Source organism: Pseudomonas sp. SAS7 (genome assembly GCF_052112345.1).
Lineage (GTDB): Bacteria > Pseudomonadota > Gammaproteobacteria > Pseudomonadales > Pseudomonadaceae > Aquipseudomonas > Aquipseudomonas putida_Q.
Window position 1 is genome coordinate 143078 of record NZ_JBEGGO010000013.1, and the last position, 21180, is coordinate 164257.

Annotated in this window: 15 protein-coding genes; 9 read left to right on the forward strand and 6 right to left on the reverse strand. The window is 64.0% G+C overall.

What is annotated here, in order from left to right; genetic code table 11:
* Positions 1-8 precede the first annotated feature (8 nt).
* A complete protein-coding gene (locus ABI582_RS20785; RefSeq protein WP_442120152.1) occupies positions 9-530 on the forward strand; it encodes a DUF2937 family protein in 522 nt (173 codons plus the stop codon).
* A gap of 195 nt (positions 531-725) precedes the next feature.
* On the opposite strand, the gene ABI582_RS20790 is transcribed toward ABI582_RS20785, so the two are convergent.
* Entirely contained in the window at positions 726-1637 is a 912-nt protein-coding gene (locus ABI582_RS20790; protein WP_338744893.1) for a LysR family transcriptional regulator, read from the reverse strand.
* Between the two features lie 130 nt (positions 1638-1767).
* Here ABI582_RS20790 and ABI582_RS20795 point away from each other — a divergent pair, with 130 nt between their 5' ends.
* From ABI582_RS20795 to ABI582_RS20810, 4 genes are read left to right on the forward strand one after another with little or no spacing between them, the layout of a single operon-like run.
* On the forward strand, positions 1768-3054 hold the full coding sequence (locus tag ABI582_RS20795; RefSeq protein WP_338744892.1) for an MFS transporter: 1287 nt from the start codon (positions 1768-1770) through the stop codon (positions 3052-3054).
* Positions 3055-3063: 9 nt separating this feature from the next.
* Positions 3064-3843: a 5-oxoprolinase subunit PxpA gene (locus tag ABI582_RS20800; protein ID WP_442120153.1), complete on the forward strand. Its 780-nt coding sequence runs from the start codon at positions 3064-3066 to the stop codon at positions 3841-3843.
* A complete protein-coding gene (gene pxpB / locus ABI582_RS20805) occupies positions 3840-4526 on the forward strand; it encodes a 5-oxoprolinase subunit PxpB (RefSeq protein WP_442120154.1) in 687 nt (228 codons plus the stop codon). The genes ABI582_RS20800 and pxpB overlap by 4 nt, the downstream gene beginning before the upstream one ends.
* Positions 4523-5440: a biotin-dependent carboxyltransferase family protein gene (locus ABI582_RS20810; RefSeq protein ID WP_442120155.1), complete on the forward strand. Its 918-nt coding sequence runs from the start codon at positions 4523-4525 to the stop codon at positions 5438-5440. Before pxpB ends, ABI582_RS20810 begins: the two co-directional genes overlap by 4 nt.
* Before the next feature lie 114 nt (positions 5441-5554).
* Here the strand turns inward: ABI582_RS20810 and ABI582_RS20815 are convergent, their stop codons facing one another.
* From ABI582_RS20815 to ABI582_RS20825, 3 genes are all read right to left on the reverse strand, one after another.
* A complete protein-coding gene (locus tag ABI582_RS20815; RefSeq protein WP_016498390.1) occupies positions 5555-6733 on the reverse strand; it encodes a vWA domain-containing protein in 1179 nt (392 codons plus the stop codon).
* Between the two features lie 13 nt (positions 6734-6746).
* Positions 6747-7592 carry an AAA family ATPase gene (locus ABI582_RS20820; protein ID WP_003254658.1) on the reverse strand — a complete coding sequence of 282 codons (846 nt, stop codon included), beginning with the start codon at positions 7590-7592 and terminating at the stop codon, positions 6747-6749.
* A 229-nt stretch (positions 7593-7821) separates the two neighbouring features.
* Positions 7822-8895: a DUF748 domain-containing protein gene (locus ABI582_RS20825; protein ID WP_258911575.1), complete on the reverse strand. Its 1074-nt coding sequence runs from the start codon at positions 8893-8895 to the stop codon at positions 7822-7824.
* Positions 8896-9029: 134 nt separating this feature from the next.
* Between ABI582_RS20825 and cysK the strand changes: the two genes are divergently transcribed.
* Complete coding sequence (cysK, locus tag ABI582_RS20830; protein WP_442120156.1) at positions 9030-10004, forward strand: cysteine synthase A; 975 nt, start codon at positions 9030-9032, stop codon at positions 10002-10004.
* A 173-nt stretch (positions 10005-10177) separates the two neighbouring features.
* The gene (locus ABI582_RS20835; RefSeq protein WP_338744888.1) at positions 10178-11113 is read left to right on the forward strand and encodes an aspartyl/asparaginyl beta-hydroxylase domain-containing protein; all 936 of its coding nucleotides are present in this window, start codon (positions 10178-10180) and stop codon (positions 11111-11113) included.
* A gap of 38 nt (positions 11114-11151) precedes the next feature.
* Here the strand turns inward: ABI582_RS20835 and ABI582_RS20840 are convergent, their stop codons facing one another.
* Complete coding sequence (locus ABI582_RS20840; RefSeq protein WP_338744887.1) at positions 11152-12804, reverse strand: cyclic peptide export ABC transporter; 1653 nt, start codon at positions 12802-12804, stop codon at positions 11152-11154.
* A 33-nt stretch (positions 12805-12837) separates the two neighbouring features.
* On the reverse strand, positions 12838-13287 hold the full coding sequence (azu, locus tag ABI582_RS20845) for an azurin (protein ID WP_442120157.1): 450 nt from the start codon (positions 13285-13287) through the stop codon (positions 12838-12840).
* 181 nt (positions 13288-13468) lie between these two features.
* On the opposite strand from azu, the gene ABI582_RS20850 reads away from it, so the two are divergent.
* A complete protein-coding gene (locus ABI582_RS20850) occupies positions 13469-14452 on the forward strand; it encodes a TauD/TfdA family dioxygenase (RefSeq protein ID WP_442120158.1) in 984 nt (327 codons plus the stop codon).
* A 259-nt stretch (positions 14453-14711) separates the two neighbouring features.
* Positions 14712-21179, forward strand: a complete 6468-nt coding sequence (locus ABI582_RS20855; protein ID WP_442120159.1) for an amino acid adenylation domain-containing protein — start codon at positions 14712-14714, stop codon at positions 21177-21179.
* The last annotated feature ends 1 nt before the right edge of the window (position 21180 follow it).

Consider the following 21180-nt stretch of genomic DNA (forward strand, 5'->3'; position numbering starts at 1 on the left):
GACGCTGCATGTTCAGAAGTTACCTGCGGTTGCTGCTGTTCACCTTCGGCCTGCTGGCCGGTATCCAGGTCCCGGGGCTGGTCAAGGACTATAGCCAGCGGGTGGAGGCGCACCTGTTCGAATCGCGCGAGGCGCTTGATGGGTTCCGGCAAACGGCCGAGCGCTTCTTCAACGGCGACTTGCAGGCGTTGCTGCAGCATTACCGCAGCAGTGACGATCCGGTGTTCAACAGTGATGCCAACAGCATCGAAAGCCTGATGATCCGCAACGAACTCCTGGAAAACGAATGGCAGGCGTTGCAAGGACCGTGGGCCCAGCGTACCTGGCATGTGCTGGTGCAGGCCGACCCGCAGCTGCGCGAAGAAACCCTCAATGGCTACAGCTACCAGATTCTGCTGGTGCCCGAGGCGATTGGCTGGGGTGTTGGCGCAGGGTTTGTACTGGCCTTTGTGGTCGAAAGCCTGTTGTTGGGGCTTGGCTGGGTGATCCTGGGCGGGCGGCGCAGGGCGGTGAAAGAAAGCTGGCGCTGACGCCTTACTAAATCAGTTTGTACGCAGCGCAGTCGCTGTAGGAGCGGCCTTGTGTCGCGAAAGGGCTGCGCAGCAGCCCCAGCAATTTGTGCATCGCTGCTGAATCCCTGGGGCTGCTGTGCAGCCCTTTCGCGACACAAGGCCGCTCCTACAGGGACCGATTCAGCCTGTGAGAAGTGTGGCGGTTGAAATCGGTCAGACCAGTACTATCCGCTGCCCACCCACATCCCGGGCATACCGCTCCAGCACCTGCCGGCAAACACCAACCACCTCGTCCACCAACGCCACCCCGGTCTGCCACGCCACCACCAACTCCAGGCTCGGCGGCGGTTGCAGCCCCTCCAGCAACACCAGTTCGCCCCGGCCCAGTTCAGCATCCACTAGCGCCGGCGGCAACGCACCAATGCCAAAGCCGTCGCGCAACAGCCGGGTAATTGCCGCTACCGAGTTAACGCAGTTCAACCGCGGCGCCTCTGCCCCCGCCGCTTGCAGCAGGCTCAGCACCTCCTGGTGCGGCCGTGAATTTTTCGAGAAGGTGATGATGCGCTCGCGCCCAAGCTCGGCCAGCGACGCATAGTCCCGGTGCTGGTGCGAGCCGGCAGCGACTACCCAGCCCATCGGGTAGCGCGCCAGGTCCAGGCTGCGGATCGACTGCTCGCGCAGCAGGTCGGTCTGCAAAATCACGTCGAGAAAGCCCTTCTGCAACTGCTCGCGCAGGTTCAACGCGGTGTCGGCCACCAGTTCGATTTCCACCTGCGGGTAACGCTCGGTCAGCTCCGCCACCAGCGCGCTCATCCAGGTGTGGATCACCGTGTCCATCACCCCGATGCGAATGCGCCCGACCTTGGCCCGGTCGCTGTCCAGCGACTGCTTCATGGCCTTGGCCGTTTCCAGCATGCGTTCGGCGTACTCCAGTACCTTGCCGCCTTCCGGGGTCAGGCTTACCCCACGTGAGTCGCGCAGCAACAGCTTCACACCTAGGTCTGCCTCCAGCGCGGCAATGCGGCTGGACACGGAAGCTTGGGTGGTGAACAGCTTTTCTGCCGTCAGGCGGAAACTTTTCAGCCGGGCGACCCAGACGAAGGTTTCGAGGAAGCGAAGGTTCATGATCAGTTTTTCTTGTTCCAGACCGGCGGTTTTTATCGTTGGACTCAAATGTCGCGGCCTCTGAACAATGGCAACCAGGCCGCGACGCTTTATGTCGCCCATAAAACAATACCAACAAGCCGAGGCATCCATGAACCCCACCGGCGTGCAGCAGCAGGTCAGTTCCCCACCTTCGTCCGGGCCTTTCGCCTGGTACCGCGACATCGACAAACAGCAACGGCGCACCTTCTGGAGCTGCAAGATCGGCTATGGCCTGGACGGCATGGACACGCAGATGCTCAGTTTTGTCATCCCCACGCTGATCATGCTGTGGGGCATCACCACCACCGAAGCCGGGTTGATCCATACCAGCACGCTGATCGCCTCGGCCGTGGGCGGCTGGATCGCCGGTATCCTTTCCGACCGCATCGGCCGGGTGCGCACCCTGCAATTGACGGTGCTGTGGTTCGCCTTCTTCACTTTCCTGTGCGGCTTTGCCCAGAACTACGAACAGTTGCTGATCGCCCGGACCCTCATGGGCTTTGGCTTCGGTGGTGAATGGACCGCTGGCGCGGTGCTGATCGGCGAGGTGATCCGTGCCCAGGACCGTGGCAAGGCGGTGGGCATGGTGCAGTCCGGCTGGGCCATCGGCTGGGGCCTCACGGCGATTCTGTACGCGCTGCTGTTCTCGTGGCTGCCGCCAGAACAGGCCTGGCGCGCGCTGTTCCTGCTGGGGCTGGTACCGGCGTTGTTCGTGATCTTCGTGCGCCGTCTGGTCAAGGACCCGGAGGTGTACCGCGAGGCCAAGGCGGTGGAAAGCGCCGAGGCACCTTCGCACTTCTACGAAATCTTCGCCCCGGGCATGCTCTGGACCACCGTTCGGGCGTCGCTGCTGACTACTGGTGCACTGGGTGGCTACTACGCCATCACCTCGTGGCTGCCGACCTTCCTCAAGAACGAGCGCGGCCTGAGCGTGCTGGGTACCGGTGGCTACCTGGCCATGGTGATTGTCGGCTCGTACGTGGGCTATGTGGTCAGCGCGTACCTGTCCGATCTGCTGGGGCGCAAGAAGAACTTCATCCTGTTTGCCGTCGGCTCGTTCATCATCGTGCTGTTGTACACGCAGATGCCGGTCAGCGATGGCGTGATGCTGTGGCTGGGCTTCCCGCTGGGCTTCTTCGCTTCGGGCATCTTCAGCGGCATGGGGGCGTTTTTGACCGAACTGTTCCCTACGCGCATTCGCGGTTCGGGGCAGGGCTTTTGCTACAACATTGGCAAGGTCATTGCGGCGTTGTTCCCGTTGCTGATCGGCATGCTCGGCCAGAACGTGCCGCTGGGTGTGGGTATCGGGGTGTTCTCTGCGGTGTCCTACGGCATTGTGATCGTGGCGGCCCTGAGCCTGCCGGAAACACGCGGCAAACAGCTGCAGGCGCGGTAAGGTAGGCCTATGAACAACAACAAGGGAGACCGCGTGGTGGAACGCCTGCTACTCAATTGCGACATGGGCGAGAGTTTCGGCAGCTGGCGCATGGGCCTGGATGCCGAGGTAATGCCCTACATCGATTGCGCCAACATTGCCTGTGGCTACCACGCCGGCGACCCCGGCATTATGCGCCGCACCGTGGCCCTGGCGCTGGAGCATGGGGTAACCATCGGCGCGCACCCGGCCTACCCGGACCTGGTCGGTTTCGGTCGCCGCTCCATGGCCTGCAGCCCCGAGGAAATCCGCGACCTGCTGCACTACCAGATCGGTGCGCTGGACGGCATTTGCAAAGTGCTGGGTGGCCGCGTGGCTTATGTGAAGCCCCATGGCGCGCTGTACAACGACATGATGGCCGACCCGCTCAAGCTGCGCACCGTGCTGGAAGCTGTGGCGGCCTACGACAGCAATCTGCCTCTGATGCTGATGGCCACCGCCGACAACCGCGCCGCCCAGGCCCTGGGCGATGAAATCGGTGTGCCGCTGTGGTTCGAGGCGTTCGCCGACCGCGCCTACACCGCCAGCGGCCATCTGGTGTCGCGCCGTTTGCCTGGCGCGGTGCATCACGACCCGGTGCTGGTGGTGGAGCAGGCCGTGCGCCTGGCCCGAGGCGATACGCTGGTGGCGGACGATGGCAGCGCCCTGCGCCTGCAGGCCAGCACCCTTTGCGTGCATGGCGACAACGACAGTTCGGTGGCGGCGGTGCGGCAGATACGCCAGGCTCTCGACGCCCTGGAGCCGCAATGAAAGCGCGTATCGAAGTGGTGGCCATCGACAGCCTGATGGTGCGTCTGTTCGACCGGATCGACGAGGCCAACATGCCGTGGATGCTCGCCGCCAGCCAGCGCCTGAGCGCCGTGTTCGGCGAGCACCTGCTGGACCTGGTGCCGTCCTACACCACGCTGATGGTGCAGTTCGACCTGCCACCGGGCGAGGCGAGGGCGCTGATCAACCAGGCGCTGGAGGGTTTGCAGCCAGACACCGGCAGCGGCGGCCGGCGCCACGAGATCCCGGTGTGGTACGACGCCAGCGTCGGCCCTGAACTGCCTGTGCTGGCGGCCCGCAGCGGCTTGAGTGAAGCCGAGGTTGTGCGCTTGCACAGCGAACGTGATTATCCCGTGTTCGCCCTGGGCTTCGCCCCCGGTTTCGGTTTCATGGGCCTGGTCGACGAACGCCTGGCCAGCCCGCGGCTGAGCACTCCGCGCAAGCGGGTAGCAGCGGGTAGCGTGGGCATCGCCGAGCGCCAGACGGCGGCGTATCCGGCGGTATCGCCGGGTGGCTGGAACCTGATCGGGCGCACGCCGGTGCGCTTGTTCGACCGCGAGCGTGAGGGCTACAGCCTGTTGCAACCCGGTGATCGGGTACGTTTCGTGCCGGTTTCGCGCAGCGAGTTCCTGGCGTTGGGCGGCGATGAGGAGGCGCAAGGATGAAGCAATTGACGATCGAGGCCAGCACGCCGCTGTGCCAGTTGCAGGATGCTGGCCGCTTTGGCGTGCGTCACCTGGGCGTGACCCAAGGCGGCGCGCTGGACTGGGTGGCCATGCACTGGGCCAACTGGCTGCTGGGCAACCCGTTGGCGGCGCCGGTGGTCGAGGTGGCGTTGGGTGGCTTTTGCATAGTGGCCGAACAGGACTGCGTGCTGGCCCTGGCCGGTGCCGACCTGGATGCCCGAGTCGATGACCAGCCTGTCGCGCCCTGGCGCAGCCTTGCCCTGGGCAAGGGCCAGCGCCTGACCTTGAAGCAGCCAAAGCAGGGCGTGCGGGCTTACCTGGCGGCACCGGGCGGTTTCCTGGGCGAGGATGTACTGGGCAGTTGTTCCACGGTGGTACGTGAAGCACTGGGTGGCATGGATGGCCGGGGTGCGGCGCTGGCTAAAGGCCAGGCGTTAGCGTTTACCGGTAGCGATGCGACCCTGCGCGAGGTGCCGCAAGCGCTGCGCCCGCAGTACGCGGAAAAGCCTGTGCTCGACCTGGTGATGGGTGCACAGATCGGTGATTTCAGTGGTACCAGCCTGTTCGAAGCCTTCAATCGGGAGTGGACCCTGGACAGCCGGGCTGACCGCATGGGCATTCGCTTGTTGGGGCCGCAGCTGGTTTACCAGGGGGCGCCGATGATTTCTGAAGGGATACCGCTGGGGGCGGTGCAGGTGCCGCCGGACGGGCAGCCGATTGTGTTGCTCAATGACCGGCAGACCATTGGTGGGTATCCGCGGCTGGGGGCGTTGACGCCGTTGGCGCTGGCGCAACTGGCGCAGTGCATGCCGGGGGCGGTGGTGCGCTTCAGGGCGGTGGTGCAGGATGAGGCCTGGCGGGAGCAGCAGATATATCTGGACCGATGGCGGTGAGGCTACCGGCCTCTTCGCGGGTAAACCCGCTCCCACAGGTACAACACAGCCCTTGAGGAATGTGGAGTACCTGTGGGAGCGGGTTTACCCGCGAAAGGGCCGGCACCGGCAACATCACTTGGACAGGTAACGCATCCCTTCTTCCAGCCCCTGCAAGGTCAGCGGGTACATCTTGTCCTCGATCAGGTCCCGCACCAGGTGGGTCGAAGCGGTGTAGTCCCAGGCCTGCTTGGGGTACGGGTTGATCCAGATGATCTTCTTGAATTTCTCCATGAAGCGCTGCAGCCACACATACCCGGCCTCTTCGTTCCAGTGCTCCACGCTGCCGCCCGGCTGGGTGATTTCGTAGGGCGCCATGGCCGCATCGCCGACGAACACCACTTTGTAGTCGTCGCCATACTTGTGCAGCAGGTCGAAGGTGGAATAGCGCTCCGAGGTGCGGCGCAGGTTGTTCTTCCACACCGACTCGTACACGCAGTTGTGGAAGTAGTAGTACTCCAGGTGCTTGAACTCGGTCTTGCAGGCCGAGAACAGCTCTTCGCAAACCTTGATGTGGGCGTCCATCGAGCCGCCGATGTCGAACAGCAATAGCAGCTTCACCGTGTTGCGCCGCTCGGGGCGCATCTGGATGTTCAGCAAGCCGGCGTCCCGCGCGGTATGGTCGATGGTGCCGTCGATATCCAGCTCTTCGGCGGCTCCCTCACGGGCGAACTTGCGCAACCGGCGCAGGGCCAGTTTGATGTTGCGCGTGCCCAGTTCAACCTGGTCGTCGAGGTTCTTGTACTCGCGCTGGTCCCACACCTTTACCGCCTTGCCCTGGCGTTTGCCAGCGTCGCCCACGCGGATGCCTTCGGGGTTGAAACCGCCCGAGCCGAACGGGCTGGTACCGCCGGTACCGATCCACTTGTTGCCGCCGGCGTGGCGTTCCTTTTGCTCCTCAAGGCGTTTTTTGAATTCCTCGATCAGCTTGTCCAGGCCGCCCAGGGACTGGATCTGCGCACGTTCTTCATCCGTGAGCGAACGCTCGAACTCCTTGCGCAGCCAGTCTTCGGGGATCAGCGCCTCGATGTGTCGGTCGAGGTTTTCCAGGCCTTTGAAGTAGGCAGCGAAGGCCCGGTCGAACTTGTCGAAATGGCGTTCGTCCTTCACCAGGATGGCGCGCGCGAGGTAGTAGAATTCGTCCATGTCGGCGAACACCACATGCTTTTGCAGGGCCTGGTGCAGGTCCAGCAACTCGCGGACCGACACCGGCACCTTGGCCGCGCGCATTTCATTGAACAGGTTGAGCAGCATGGCCCGGCTCCTGTCAGCGGTTGCCGCGCCGGCTCATGAAGGCCAGGCGCTCCAGCAGCTGCACGTCTTGCTCGTTTTTTACCAGCGCGCCGGCCAGAGGCGGGATGGCCTTGGTCGGGTCGCGTTCGCGCAGCACGGCTTCGCCGATGTTGTCGGCCATCAACAGCTTGAGCCAGTCGACCAGCTCGGAGGTGGACGGTTTTTTCTTCAGGCCCGGTACCTTACGCACGTCAAAGAACACATCCAGCGCCTCGCTGACCAGCGACTGGCTGATGTTCGGGTAATGCACATCGACAATCTGCTGCAGCGTGGTGCGGTCGGGGAAGGCGATGTAGTGGAAGAAGCAGCGGCGCAGGAAGGCGTCCGGCAGCTCTTTTTCGTTGTTGGAGGTAATGATGATGATCGGCCGCTGCTTGGCCTTGATGGTCTCGTCGATTTCGTAGACGTAGAACTCCATCTTGTCCAGCTCTTGCAGCAGGTCGTTGGGGAACTCGATGTCAGCCTTGTCGATTTCGTCGATCAGCAGGATGACCCGCTCATCGGCCTCGAAGGCCTCCCACAGCTTGCCCTTTTTCAGGTAATTGCGCACATCGTGCACTTTGTCCACGCCCAGCTGCGAGTCACGCAGGCGGCTGACCGCGTCGTACTCGTACAGGCCCTGGTGGGCCTTGGTGGTGGACTTGATGTGCCAGGTGATCAGCCGCGCGCCGAAAGAGGCCGCCAACTGTTCGGCCAGCATGGTCTTGCCGGTGCCGGGCTCGCCCTTGACCAGCAGCGGGCGTTCGAGGGTGATGGCCGCGTTTACCGCCAGTTTCAGGTCGTCTGTGGCGACGTAGTCGCGGGTGCCTTCGAACTTCATGGGGTCTGTCCTCTGCTGTAAGCCTGTACCGGCCCTTTCGCGGGTGAACCCGCTCCCACAGGAACCTCACATGGCCAGAGGTTTGTGGGGGGCCTGTGGGAGCGGGTTTACCCGCGAATAGGCCGGCACAGGTAACACATGATTTGATTTGTTACCGACTATAACGCGGGGGTGAGCGGCTGGAAACGCAGACCGGGTATTCAGTCCCTGAATGCCCCGTCACGCCCACTCAGTCGGAATCCGGCGCGCCTCGCTCGTATCGGGCATTGAATGCCTGGATAAACCCGTTGCGCAGGATCTGCAGGAATGCCTCGAAGGCGCTGATATCCTGCTTGCGCACACTGCCACTAAGCTCCACCCGGGTGGCGAACTGGTTTTTCGGCTGGTTCTTCAGCACCGTCTCGGTCGCCCCCACCACCGCTTCCCACACCGAGCGGAAGAAGCCCTTGTCCTTTTCCTCGACGTCCTGTTGCCAGTCGAATACATCGACGTCACGCAGCAGCGGCTTTATGTAGCCGTTAAGCCGGCCGTTCTCCGCCTGCGCCTCGATGACCACGTCCCCATGCCCGGCATTGAAGTCGAATTTGCCATAGGCGCTGGCGAAGTCGTTCAGTTTGCGCAGCTCGATGCCGGTGGCGCGCAGCCTGAATTCGAAGTCATCGAAATCACTGAACGGGTCGAACGTGGCACGGCTTTCTACCTTCGCATCGCCCGCGATCAGTGCAGTACCTTCAAAACTCGCATCGCGACGGCCTTTGGGGTCTCGAACATTGGTCAGGTTGCGGATGTTGGCGTTCAGCCGGGTGGCCTTGAGGTCGACCGGTGGCTTGGAGTTGAAGTTGCGGAACGTCAGCACGCCGTTGTCGATACGCACTTCATTGAGGGTGATGGGCAGCAGTTTTTCCAGTTGCTGGCGCCAGTCGGTACCCCGGCCGGTCTGCGACGCCTGCTTGCTGCCACCGTCGACGAAGTTCAGCTCCGGGCGGACAAAGGTCACCTCGGCCACCACGGCCTTGTCGTACCACAGCGAATGCCAGCTCACCGAAAGGTCGATCAGCGGCGCGTCCAGAAACGGTACCGGCACCTTGCCGCTGGTCTTGACGATCTTCAGGCCGTTGATCTGGTACGCGCCGCGCCACCAGGCCAGGTCCACATCGGCCACCTGGCCACGGTAATCGCCCATGTCGGCCAGTTTTTCGTTCAGGTAGTTGCGCACCAGGTAGGGCAGGGCCAGGTGCAGGGCTACCAGCAGCACGATCAGGCTGCCCAGGCCGATCAGCGGCCAGCGGTAACGGGCTCTCATCAGGGCGTCTCCAAGGCGGGATGTGCGGTTGACCGCAACGCGCCCGGTCGAGTTCGAACAGGCTTTACGGGCCACCGGCCGGGGCTTACCCTTGAGGTCTTTCCCTGCTGTTTTTCATGCCAAGGACTCCTGCCATGAGCCGTATCTTTGCAGACAACGCCCATTCCATCGGTAATACGCCGCTGGTGCAGATCAACCGCATCGCCCCGCGTGGCGTAACCATCCTGGCCAAGATCGAAGGGCGCAACCCGGGTTATTCGGTCAAATGCCGCATCGGCGCGAACATGGTCTGGGACGCAGAGAGCACCGGCAAGCTCAAGCCGGGCATGACCATCGTCGAGCCCACCTCGGGCAACACCGGTATCGGCCTGGCCTTCGTCGCCGCCGCACGGGGCTACAAGCTGATGCTGACCATGCCAGCCTCCATGAGCCTGGAGCGCCGCAAGGTGCTGAAGGCGCTGGGTGCCGAACTGGTGCTGACCGACCCGGCCAAAGGCATGAAAGGTGCCATCGAGAAGGCCAACGAAATCGTCGCCTCCGACCCGGCCCAGTACTTCCTGCCGGGCCAGTTCGAAAACCCGGCCAACCCGGCCATCCACGAAAAAACCACCGGCCCGGAAATCTGGAACGACACTGACGGCGCCGTCGACGTGCTGGTGGCGGGCGTGGGCACGGGCGGCACCATCACCGGTGTTTCGCGCTACATCAAGCACACCCAGGGCAAGGCAATCCTGTCGGTGGCTGTCGAGCCCGTGTCGTCGCCGCTGATCACCCAGACCCTGGCCGGCGAAGAACTCAAGCCCAGCCCGCACAAGATCCAGGGCATCGGTGCCGGCTTCGTGCCGAAAAACCTCGACCTGTCGATTGTCGACCAGGTCGAAACGGTGACCGACGAAGAGTCCAAGGCCATGGCCATTCGCCTGATGCAGGAAGAGGGCATTCTTTGCGGGATTTCCTGTGGTGCAGCAATGGCCGCCGCCGTGCGCCTGGCCGAAAAACCGGAAATGCAGGGTAAGACCATCGTCGTAATCCTGCCCGATTCGGGCGAGCGTTACCTGTCGAGCATGTTGTTCAGCGACATGTTCAGCGAGCAGGAAAACCAGCAGTGATCGGCCTTGCCGCTGACCCTGCGCAACAATCGGCGGCCTGGTTTATTGCAAAATCTTCATGAATGCGATCCCGCCCGGGTTGTTTTTACCGGGGCGGGATCGGTTTATGATGGCAGGATGATTTTCAGGAGAGCAGGTGGCGCAGCCCTGGCTCTTCCCCAAGGAGTGAAAGCATGACCTTTTCCTTTGCAGCCAAGGCGGGCGTCTTGCTGGTGTTTTTCGGCAGCGTGCTGTTCGTGCACCTGCGCGGCAAGGCCCGCCTGCCGGTGTTGCGCCAGTTCGTCAACCATTCGGCGCTGTTTGCCCCGTACAACGCCTTGATGTACCTGTTTTCCGGTGTGCCGTCCAAGCCCTACCTGGACCGCCAGCGTTTCCCTGAGCTGGACGTGCTGAAGGACAACTGGCAGGACATCCGCGAAGAGGCCATGCGCCTGTTCGACGAAGGCTACATCCGCGCCGCCGAGAAGGACAACGACGCCGGCTTCGGTTCGTTCTTCAAGAAAGGCTGGAAGCGTTTTTACCTGAAGTGGTACGACAAACCGCTGCCTTCGGCCGAGGCCCTGTGCCCGCGCACGGTCGAGCTGGTCAGCAGCATCCCCAACGTCAAGGGCGCGATGTTTGCCCTGCTGCCCGGCGGCAGCCATTTGAACCCGCACCGCGACCCCTTCGCAGGTTCGCTGCGCTACCACCTGGGCCTGTCCACGCCGAACTCCGATGCTTGCCGCATCTACGTCGATGGTGAGCAATACGCCTGGCGTGATGGCGAGGACGTGATGTTCGACGAAACTTACGTGCACTGGGTCAAGAACGAGACTGATGTTACCCGCGTTATCCTGTTCTGCGACATCGAGCGCCCGCTGAGCAGCCCGCTGATGACCCGCATCAACCGCCAGGTCAGTGCCTTCCTCGGCCGCGCCACCGCACCGCAGAACACCGACGACGAGCGTGTGGGCGGGATCAACCAGGCGTATGCCTGGAGCAAGCGGTTCAGCAATAAAATCAGCACCCGCGTGAAGCAGTTCAAGCGCGCCAACCCCAAGGCCTACCGCATTTTGCGGCCGGTGCTGGCGGTGGTGGTGGCGTATCTGCTGTACCGCTGGCTGTTCTGATTCTGCGAATGGGGGCGCAAAACGCCCCCATTATATTTTCAGGCCGGCTCCAACGCTTCGACTATCTTCCCACGGCTAAGGTGCACCACCTTGTCCGCCGTATCGAAATACCGGTCATCATGCGAGATCACGATAATGGTCTTGCCCAACCGCTTCAGGTCTGGCAGCAGCTCGGTGTAGAACACCCGGCGGAAGGTCGGGTCCTGGTCCGCCGCCCATTCATCGAACACCAGCACCGGCCGCCCATCCAGCCAGGCGTTTACCAGCGCCAGGCGCTTGCGCTGCCCGGTGGACAGGTCGGTGGTGGTAAAGGCGCCATCACGCACGCTGACCTTGTGGGCGATCTCCAGCCGTTCCAGGTAGCGCGTGGCATCTTCAGGCAGGCTGTGTTCATGCTCGGGCAGGTCTTCGAACAGGTAGTAGTCGGCAAATACGGTGGTGAACAGCTGGCGGTAGTCATCCAACCCTTCCGGGCCGATTGCCTTGCCATTCAGGCGCACTTCGCCGCGCTGCGGAGTGTATAGACCGAGCAACAGCTTGATCAGCGAGGTCTTGCCGCAGCCATTCTCGCCGACGATGAACAGGATTTCGCCCGGCTCGATACTCAGGTTCACCGGCCCGACACGGAACGGCTCTTTACCGTCCACCGGCGGGTAGGCGTACTCGACGTTGCGCAGTTCCAGGTGCGCGGTAGCCAAGGCCTCGCGCTTGACCGGCGGCTCCAGCAGCAAGTGCGGCTCGGGCGAGGAAAAGCGCTCGGACAAGTCGGCAATGCGGCGGAACGCCACCTGCGCGCGGCCAAGGATTGGCAGGTTGCCGATCAGCGTTTCCAGCGGGCCTTTCATGTACAGCAGCACCAGCACGAAGCCGCTCATCACCGCCGGGTCGTTGCTCGGCCACAGCGATTGCAGGGCCAGGGTAAGGCCGATGACCACGAAGAACAGCATCGAACCCAGGCTCTTGGCCACCACGAAGATGTTGATGGCACGGATGTGGGTGTTGGCGATGAAGTCGGCGGTGCCCTGGATATTACGGGTGAGCATGGCATGGCGGCGGCGGCGGTCGATGCGCAGTTCCTTGGCGCCTTCGGCAATGGCCGAGTAGTGCTTTTGCAGGTTGTCTTCGGCATCGCGGGCGGCGTTGAAGCCGGCCACGCCTTTTTGCCGGGCGATGTATTGCACGCCGCTGCCGATGCCGATGGCCACCAGGGTGATGGCGAAGATCGGCCACGACAGCCAGGCCAGGTAGGCCATGCAGCCGGTCACCGTGGTCAGCGAGATGGCCAATGGGGCGAAGGCGAAGGCGAAATCGCTGATGGTATCGACGTCACGTGTCAGCACCGGGATCAGGCGGTGAGTGCGGTAGCGCTCGATCTGTTCGATCGGCGCCGACAGCACTTTGGCGCCCAGGTCCTTGCGCAGCCGGGCAATGACTTTCTGGCCCACGTAGTTGGTGCCGCTGTCGGCCGCCACGCTGCTGACCAATGCCAGCAAGCACAGGCCGGCGAAGGCCAGGATTACGCCTTGGCTCATGCCGCCGTCAGCGTGCAAACCCTGGTTGACGGTGGCCAGCAGGGCAGTCACCGCCAGGCCGCCGACCATGCCCAGCAGCACTGAAACGATTACTGCGGGGCGGTAGGGTTTGAGCAGGGCCAGCAATTCGCGGATGGCCCCGGGGGAGGAGGTTTTCATGAAGCATGATCTCGCTGGTGAGGTGGGGGCGGGTTAGCTGCCGAGGGCCAGGGTGCCCTTCATCAAGGTGCTGTGGAACGGGAACGAGCAGTAGAAGCTGTAGACGGTACCGGTCTTCAGCGACCGGGTGTCGAGGGTGACGCTGTCCTTTTCGCCGCCGCCGATCAGGCGGGTGTGGGCGATGACCCGGGTGTCGTCAGGTTTCACATAGTCCTGCGCCTCGCCGGCCTTCTGGCCGTCATCCAGCACGCCTTGCATGTCGGCTGGGGTGCTCAGCACCCAGTTGTGGCCCATGACGTTCTTTGGCATGTCACCGGGGTGGGTGAGGGTGACGGTGAACGAGGTGCACGCCTTGGGTACGGTAATGGCGGCCTTGTCGAAGGTCATCTGGTCGGTGCCATGGATTTCCACGGCGCATTGCTCCGCCGACCAGGCGGCAGGGGCCGCGGCAAGCAGGGCGAGGAGCAGAAGCTGGCGAGTCATGTACGGTTCCTGGGCGATAAAAGGGGGCACATCGTTCAGACGAACCGGCGCGGCTGCGCTTTACCTGCGTGTGCTGCCCTGGTGAATTTCCCGTTGGCCCGCTCGTTCATCTAGTCAGGCGCCGCCATGGCGCAAAACCCGATTACGCCGCCAAAGCGGCCCTGGCTTGAGGTGACCGTACATGAGTGAACTGCTGAGCTTTGCCATCGAACCCCTGGACGCCGCGCGCGGCAACCTGCCGCTGCTGGTGCGTGCACCGGAGCCGGGGATTGACCTGCTGGAGGCCTTTGCCGAATTGCAGCCGCTGGTGGACCGGCACCTGCTACAGGCGGGTGGCATCCTGTTCCGCGGGTTCGAGGTAGGTGGCGCCGAAGCCTTCCGTCAGTTTGCCGCCTCTTTCGGGCACCCGCTGCTCAATTATGAGTTTGGCTCCACGCCACGCAGCAACGTGACCAAGGGCGTTTACACCTCAACGGAATACCCCGCGCACCAGAGCATCCCGCTGCACAACGAGCAGGCCTACACCCTGGAATGGCCGATGAAGATCTGGTTCTACAGCGTGATCCCCGCCGAGACCGGTGGCGAGACGCCGATTGCCGACAGCCGCGAGGTGTACCGGCGCATGCCGGTGCGTATTCGCCAACGTCTGGAAGAGAAAGGGCTGATGTACGTGCGCAACTACGGCAACGGCCTGGACGTGGAGTGGTCGCAAGTGTTCAGCACCGAAGACCCGCGCCAGGTCGAGGCTTACTGCCGGGCACATGCCATCGAGTGCATTTGGAAGGACGACGGCGAGCTGCGCACCCGCCAGCGTTGCCAGGTGGTGGGGCGCCACCCCGTGACCGGGGACAATGTGTGGTTCAACCAGGCGCACCTGTTCCATGTGTCGAACCTGCAACCAGAAGTGCGTGAGTCGCTGATGGACATCGTCGAGGAGGAGGACTTGCCGCGCAACGTGTACTACGGCGACGGTACGACCATCGAGGATTCGCTACTCGATGAGGTGCGCGGGGTGCTGGATGACTGCACCATCAGCTTCCCTTGGCTGGCGAATGATGTGCTGATGCTCGACAACATGCTCGCGGCCCATGCGCGGTCGCCGTTTACCGGCAAGCGCAAGGTGGTGGTAGCGATGGCTGAGGGGCATTCCGAACTGCTGCGCTGAAGGGCTCGGAGGTACCGCGCTCCTGCAGGGTTATCACTGTCCTCAGGAACGATGCAGGACCTGTGGGAGCGGGTTCACCCGCGAAGAATCCAGCGCGGTGAATGGCACCGGCTTTGCCGGTGTTCGCGGCTGAAGCCGCTCCCACAGTGATTGCGTCAACTTTTAGAGTCTCGGCAAGCCCGTTCTCCGCTGCCCCCTAAATCAGCCCCCCATGCCTTCGTCTGACAGTTACCGCTCGACTGCCAGGACACCGCTCGACATGAATGCTGATCAAACGCTCAAGCTCGCCCGTCGCTTCATCGAACTCAGCCCCGACAAGCGCCGCCTGTTCCTCAAGGCGCTGCAGGGCGAGGGCATGGACTTTTCCGTGCTGCCGATTGCGCCCGGTGTGGAAGTAGCTGAGCGCGACCAGCTATCGTACGCCCAGCGGCGCATGTGGTTCCTCTGGCAGCTCGACCCGCAGGGCGCGGCGTACAACCTGCCTATGGCCGTGCGCCTACATGGCCCGCTGGACCTGACGGCCCTGCAGCACGCCTTCGAAGCCCTGATCGCCCGCCACGAAACCCTGCGTACCCGGTTCGTCGCCGATGGCGATGACGTACGCCAGCAGGTCGATGCGGTCGCTGCCCCGTTGCAGTTGCGCCAGGATGCCCTGGCCGAACTGGATGAAAGTGCCCGCCAGGCCGCTGTCGAGTCCATCGCCGAAGCCGAGGCGCTGGCCCCGTTTGACCTGGCCAGCGGCCCGCTGCTGCGTGTGCGCCTGCTGCAACTGGCCCCGCAAGATCACGTGTTGCTACTCACCCTGCACCATATCGTCGCCGACGGTTGGTCGATGAACGTGCTGATCGACGAGTTCCTGCGCCTGTACGACGCCGCCGTGGCGGGTGCCGACGCCACCCTTGAGCCGCTGCCAATCCAGTATCGCGACTATGCCCTGTGGCAGCGCAGCTGGCTGGAAGCCGGAGAACAGGCGCGCCAGCTGGCTTACTGGCAAGCACGTCTGGGTGATGACCATTCACCGCTGGAACTGCCATTGGACCGCACACGCCAGGGCCGGCCCAGCTACCGGGGCGCACGCCACGAGTTCCCCATCGCCGCAGACGTTGCCGAGCGCCTGCGGAGTGTGGCCCGCAAGCACAACGTCACGCTGTTCATGGTCCTGCTGGCTGCTTTCAAACTACTGCTGCAACGCTACAGCGGCCAAGCCGCAATCCGTGTCGGCGTGCCTATCGCCAACCGCAATCGTGCAGAAGGCCAGGGCCTGATTGGCTGCTTCATCAATACCCAAGTGCTACACACTGAGATCGACCCGCTGCTGGACATCACTGGCCTGCTGCAGTGCGTGCGCGAGACTGCTTTGGGCGCGCAAAGCCACCAGGACTTGCCGTTCGAGCAGCTGGTCGAAGCGCTCGACCTGCCGCGCAGCACTGAAAGCCCGCTGTTCCGCGTGTTGTTCAATCACCAGGCGCAGGTGGCGGATGTGCAGGCCATCGAAACCCGCTCCGGCTTGAGCCTGGCGCCGATCACGCTGAAGAAGCACAGCGCCCGCTTCGATCTGGCATTGGACACTCACGAGCGCGCCGGGCAATTGCATGCGGCGTTCACCTACGCCACCGATGTGTTCGACGCTGTTACTGTCGAAGCCCTCGGCGAACAGTGGCTGGCCCTGGTGCAAGCGCTGGCCGATGAAACCGGTGGTGCTGTCGGCGAGCTGGCATTGCCGGGCCTGGCCGTTGCCCAGAGTGAGTTGAAGCCGGTCGAGGCAACCCGGCTGGTGCACCAACGCTTTGCCGCTGCCGCCAGCCGCCACCCCGAGCATACGGCGGTAATGGCCGCAGGCGAGCAAGCCAGCTTTGCCGAGCTTGATGCCCGTGCCCAAACCATTGCCGGCCGCTTGAACCAGGCCGGGGTAGGGCCGGACACGCTGGTCGGCGTGCTGGCAGACCGCAGCGTTGGCATGCTCGCCAGCATCCTGGGTGTGCTCAAGGCCGGTGGCGCATACCTGCCGCTGGAGCCTGAACAGCCGGCCGAGCGCCTGGCCTACATGCTGGCCGACAGCGGCACGCGCCTGGTGCTGGCACCCAGTCACTGGCAGGCTGAACTGGCTGATGGCGTGCAGCGCATCGACTGGGCGCAAACGGGTAGCGCCAGTGCCGTTCGCCCAGCGCCCCAGCCGGCCAACCTGGCCTATGTGATCTACACCTCTGGCACCACCGGGCAGCCCAAGGGCGTGGCGATCAGCCACGGCGCTCTGGCCAACTACGTGGATGGCATCGCCGCGCGCCTGCCGGTCGAACGCATCCGCAGCATGGCCCAGGTCTCGACGCCGGCTGCCGACCTGGGCCACACCATGTTGTTCGGTGCCCTGTGCGGCGGCCACACCCTGCACATGCTGTCGCGTGAACAGGTATTGGACGCCGAAGGCTTCGCTGCCTACCTGGCCGAGCATCAGGTAGACGCACTGAAGATCGTGCCGTCGCACCTGGAGGCGATGTTGGTGGCTGGCCGTTCGGCGCTGCCAGCGCAGTGCCTGGTGCTGGGCGGTGAGGCCATCAGCCCGGGCCTGCTGGGCAAGATCCGCCAACTGGATCCGGCGCTCAAGGTGTTCAACCACTACGGCCCGACCGAGACCACTGTCGGCGTGCTGGTCGCCGAACTTGACGAGCACGCCAGCCTCGGCAAGCCATTGGTCAATACCTGCGTTGCGGTGCTCGACCGTTGCCTGCAACCGCTGCCGGCCAAGGCCAAGGGCGAGCTGTACATCGGTGGCGCCGGCCTGGCCCGTGGTTACCTGAATCGCCCGGCGCTCACGGCCGAGCGCTTCGTCCCTGATCCAGGCGGCAGCCACGGCAAGCGGCTGTACCGCAGCGGCGACTGGGTACGCCAGGGCAGCGACCTGCAATTTGCCGGGCGCATGGATGGCCAGGTGAAAATCCGTGGCTACCGTGTGGAGCTGGCCGAAATCGAAAGCCAGCTGCGTGCGCTGGAGGGTGTCGCCAACGCGGTGGTGCGCATGCATGGCCACGCACCGCAACTGCAACTGGCCGCATGGCTGGTGCCCAGCCAGGTGCCGGTCGACAGCGTGGCCTGGCAGGACGCGATCCGCGCCACCCTCAAAGGCCTGCTGCCCGAACACATGGTGCCAGCCTATCTGATGGTGCTGGAGCACCTGCCTGTCACTGTCAACGGCAAGGTCGACGTCAAGGCGCTGCCAGAGCCGGTCGCGACACAGGTGGTTTACCAGGCACCGCAGAATCCGTTGCAAGTGCAACTGGCGCAAATCTGGGCCGAAGTCCTGCAAGTGCCGCAGGTGGGCCTGACCGACAACTTCTTCGCCCTTGGCGGCCATTCGCTGCTGGCCACCCAGGCCGTATCACGGGTGCGCAAGCAATTGGGCGTGGACCTCCCGCTGCGTACCCTGTTCGACACCGTCGACCTGCAAGCCTTCGCTCAAGCGGTAGCTGAGGGAGAGCAGGGCGCCGGGCTGGAGATCGAAATCCTTGACCGGCAGCAGCCGCTGCCAGTGTCTCGCTCGCAAAACCGCCAGTGGCTGTTCTGGAAGCTGAACCCCGAAAGCCTGGCGTACAACACGCCAATGGCTGTGCGCATGCAGGGCAATCTTGACCGTGCAGCGGTGCAGGCTGCGCTGGACGCTCTGGTCGCCCGTCACGAATCGCTACGCACGGTGTTCGTGGAGGCTGAGGGCCTGCCTTGGCAGCGCATCCAGCCGGCGGCTTCGGTGCCGATCGGCTTCGAAGATATCAGCGGCCAGGACCACGCGGCGCAGATGCGCAAGCTGGAAGCCGAAGCGTTCGTCCCGTTCGACCTGGAGCACGGCCCGCTGCTGCGTGCCCGCCTGTTCAAGGTGGATGCGCAGGAGCACCTGCTGTCGCTGACCCTGCACCACATCGTTTCCGACGGCTGGTCGATGAGCCTGCTTGTGCGCGAGTTCGCCGCTGCCTACAACGCTGCTGCCACTGGTCAAGTGCACGCCATCGAACCGCTGGCGGTGCAGTATGCCGACTTCGCCGCCTGGCAGCGCAAGTGGCTGGCCGAAGGGCAGATGCAGGCGCAGATCGACTACTGGAAGACGCGCCTTGAAGACGACTTCGAAGTGCTCGAACTGCCCGCCGACCGCATTCGCCCGCAGGTCAAAAGCTACCGGGGCAGCCGCTTCGACGTGCGCCTGCCGCCGGCGCTGACCGAGCGCCTGCGCACCCTGGCCGTGGCATCCAACGCCACGCTGTTCCATGTGTTCCTGGCGGCCTACGCCATCGTGCTGTCGCGCTACAGCCGCAAGGGCACGCTGAACATCGGCGTACCGGTCACCAACCGCAACCGCCTGGAGCTGGAAGGGCTGATCGGCTTCTTCATCAATGTGGTGGTGGCACGCATCGGCGTGGATGGCAGTCAGCCGTTCCCCCAGTTGCTGGCCGCCATCAAGGAAACCACCTTGCAAGCCCAGGCCAACAAGGATGTGCCGTTCCTGGAAGTGGCCGAGGCGCTGTACCCCGACCGGGACCAGGGCGTGAATCCGTTCTTCCAGGTGCTGTACAACCACCTGCGCGACTTGGGCGAGCAGGTGTCCAGCGATGCCCTGCACGGCCTGAGCGTCAAGGAAGTGGACCTGCTGGAGCCGGGCGCGCAGTACGACATTTCGCTGAACACGCTGGAGCGCTCCGATGGCGTGACGGCTTCATTCAACTACTCCACCGACCTGTTCGACGCGGCGCGTATCGAGCGCATGGCCGGGCACTGGCAGGCATTGCTGGAGGCCATCTGCGCCGAGCCGCAGCGTTGCATTGCCGAGCTGGACTTCCTTGGTATCGCCGAGCGCCAGCAGTTGACCCACGATTGGAACCCCGTGCCTCAAGCCACCAGCGGGTTGTGCGCGCACCAGCTGCTTGAACACCAGGCGCGTGAGCGGCCAGACGCCTTGGCACTGATTTTCGACGACCAGCAGATAACCTACGCCGAGCTAGACCGCAGCAGCAACCAGCTGGCGCATCGCCTGCGGGCGCTGGGCGTAGGTCCGGAGCGTCTGGTCGGCGTGGCCGTGGAGCGCGGCCTGGGCATGGCCCTGGCACTGATCGCCATCCACAAGGCCGGTGGCGCCTATGTGCCTCTGGACCCGGACTACCCGCAAGAGCGCCTGGCCTACATGGTCGACGACAGCAACATCGGCCTGCTGCTGGCCGATGCGCCTTCTCGTGATCGTCTGCAACTGGCCAAGCAGCTGCCTTGCGTGGTGCTGGAGCCCGGCACCGAGTGGCTGCAAGCCTGGCCAGCCGAGCCGCTGGCGAACCTGGCTGCACCGCAGAACCTCGCCTACGTCATCTACACCTCCGGCTCCACTGGCATGCCCAAGGGCGTGGCCATCGACCACCATGCCTTGTCGGTATTCTGCCAGGTGGCCGGCGATTATTCGCGATTGAGCCCGGACGACCGCGTGTTGCAGTTCGCCACGTTCAGTTTCGATGGCTTCATCGAGCAGTTCTTCCCGCCGCTGGCCTGCGGCGCCTGTGTGGTGCTGCGCGACCTGCGGCTGTGGGACACCGCCACCTTGCTGGACGAAATCAACCGCCATGGCGTGACCGTGGCCGACCTGCCGGCCGCCTACTGGCGCCTGCTGGCGCTGGAGCGCCGTGCCCCCGAAGCCTATGGCCGCCTGAAGCAGATTCACGTGGGCGGCGAAGCAGTGCCGGAAGACGCCCTGCGCGCCTGGCTGGCGGATGGGCCGCCAGCCGTGCGCCTGCTGAACACCTATGGCCCGACCGAGGCCACCGTGGTCGCCACCACTTATGACTGCTCGCAGATGACCGAGCAGCAGATCAGCCTGGGTGGCGTACCCATCGGCCGCGCCTTGCCGGGCCGCAGCCTGCATGCGCTGGACGATGGCTTGGCGCCAACCCCGGTGGGTGTCCCCGGTGAGCTGTTCATCGGCGGTGCAGGCTGCCTGGCACGCGGTTACCACCAGCGGCCATCGCTTACGGCCGAGCGCTTCATCCCTGACCCGTTCGACCCGGTTGGCGGTGGCCGCCTGTACCGCACCGGCGACCTTGGCTACTACGACGAAAACGGCCAGCTGGCCTATCGCGGCCGGGTCGACCATCAGGTGAAAGTGCGTGGCTTCCGCATTGAACTGGGCGAAATCGAGCAGTCCCTGCGGGCGCACCCGGACGTGCGCGAGGCCACCGTGCTGGCCATCGACCTGCCCAGTGGCAAGCAACTGTGTGCCTATGCCGTGCCAGCCGAAGGCCACAGCGGCGACTTGCGCCTGGCGCTTAAGCAGTACCTCAAGGCCAGCCTGCCGGACTACATGATCCCGTCTTACCTGGTGACCCTGCCAAGCATGCCACTGACCCCCAGCGGCAAGCTCGACCGCAAGGCGCTGCCGCTGCCCGACCCAAGCCAGCCGCAGCATGACTACGAGGCGCCACAGACCGAGCGGCAACAGCAGCTGGCCGCGCTCTGGGCGCAGTTGTTGAACGTTGCCCGGGTGGGCCTGAACGACAACTTCTTCGAGCTGGGCGGCCACTCCCTGCTGGCCGCTCAGGCGGTGTCACGGATCAACGTGGAGCTGGGGCTCGACGTGCCCCTGCGGCTGATCTTCAGCCACCCCGAACTGCGCGCGTTCGCCCAGGCACTGGACGAGCAAGGTCTGTCGCTTTCCGACGACGGCCTGAGCGATATCGAACAAATGATGAACGCATTCTCAGAGGCCTGAC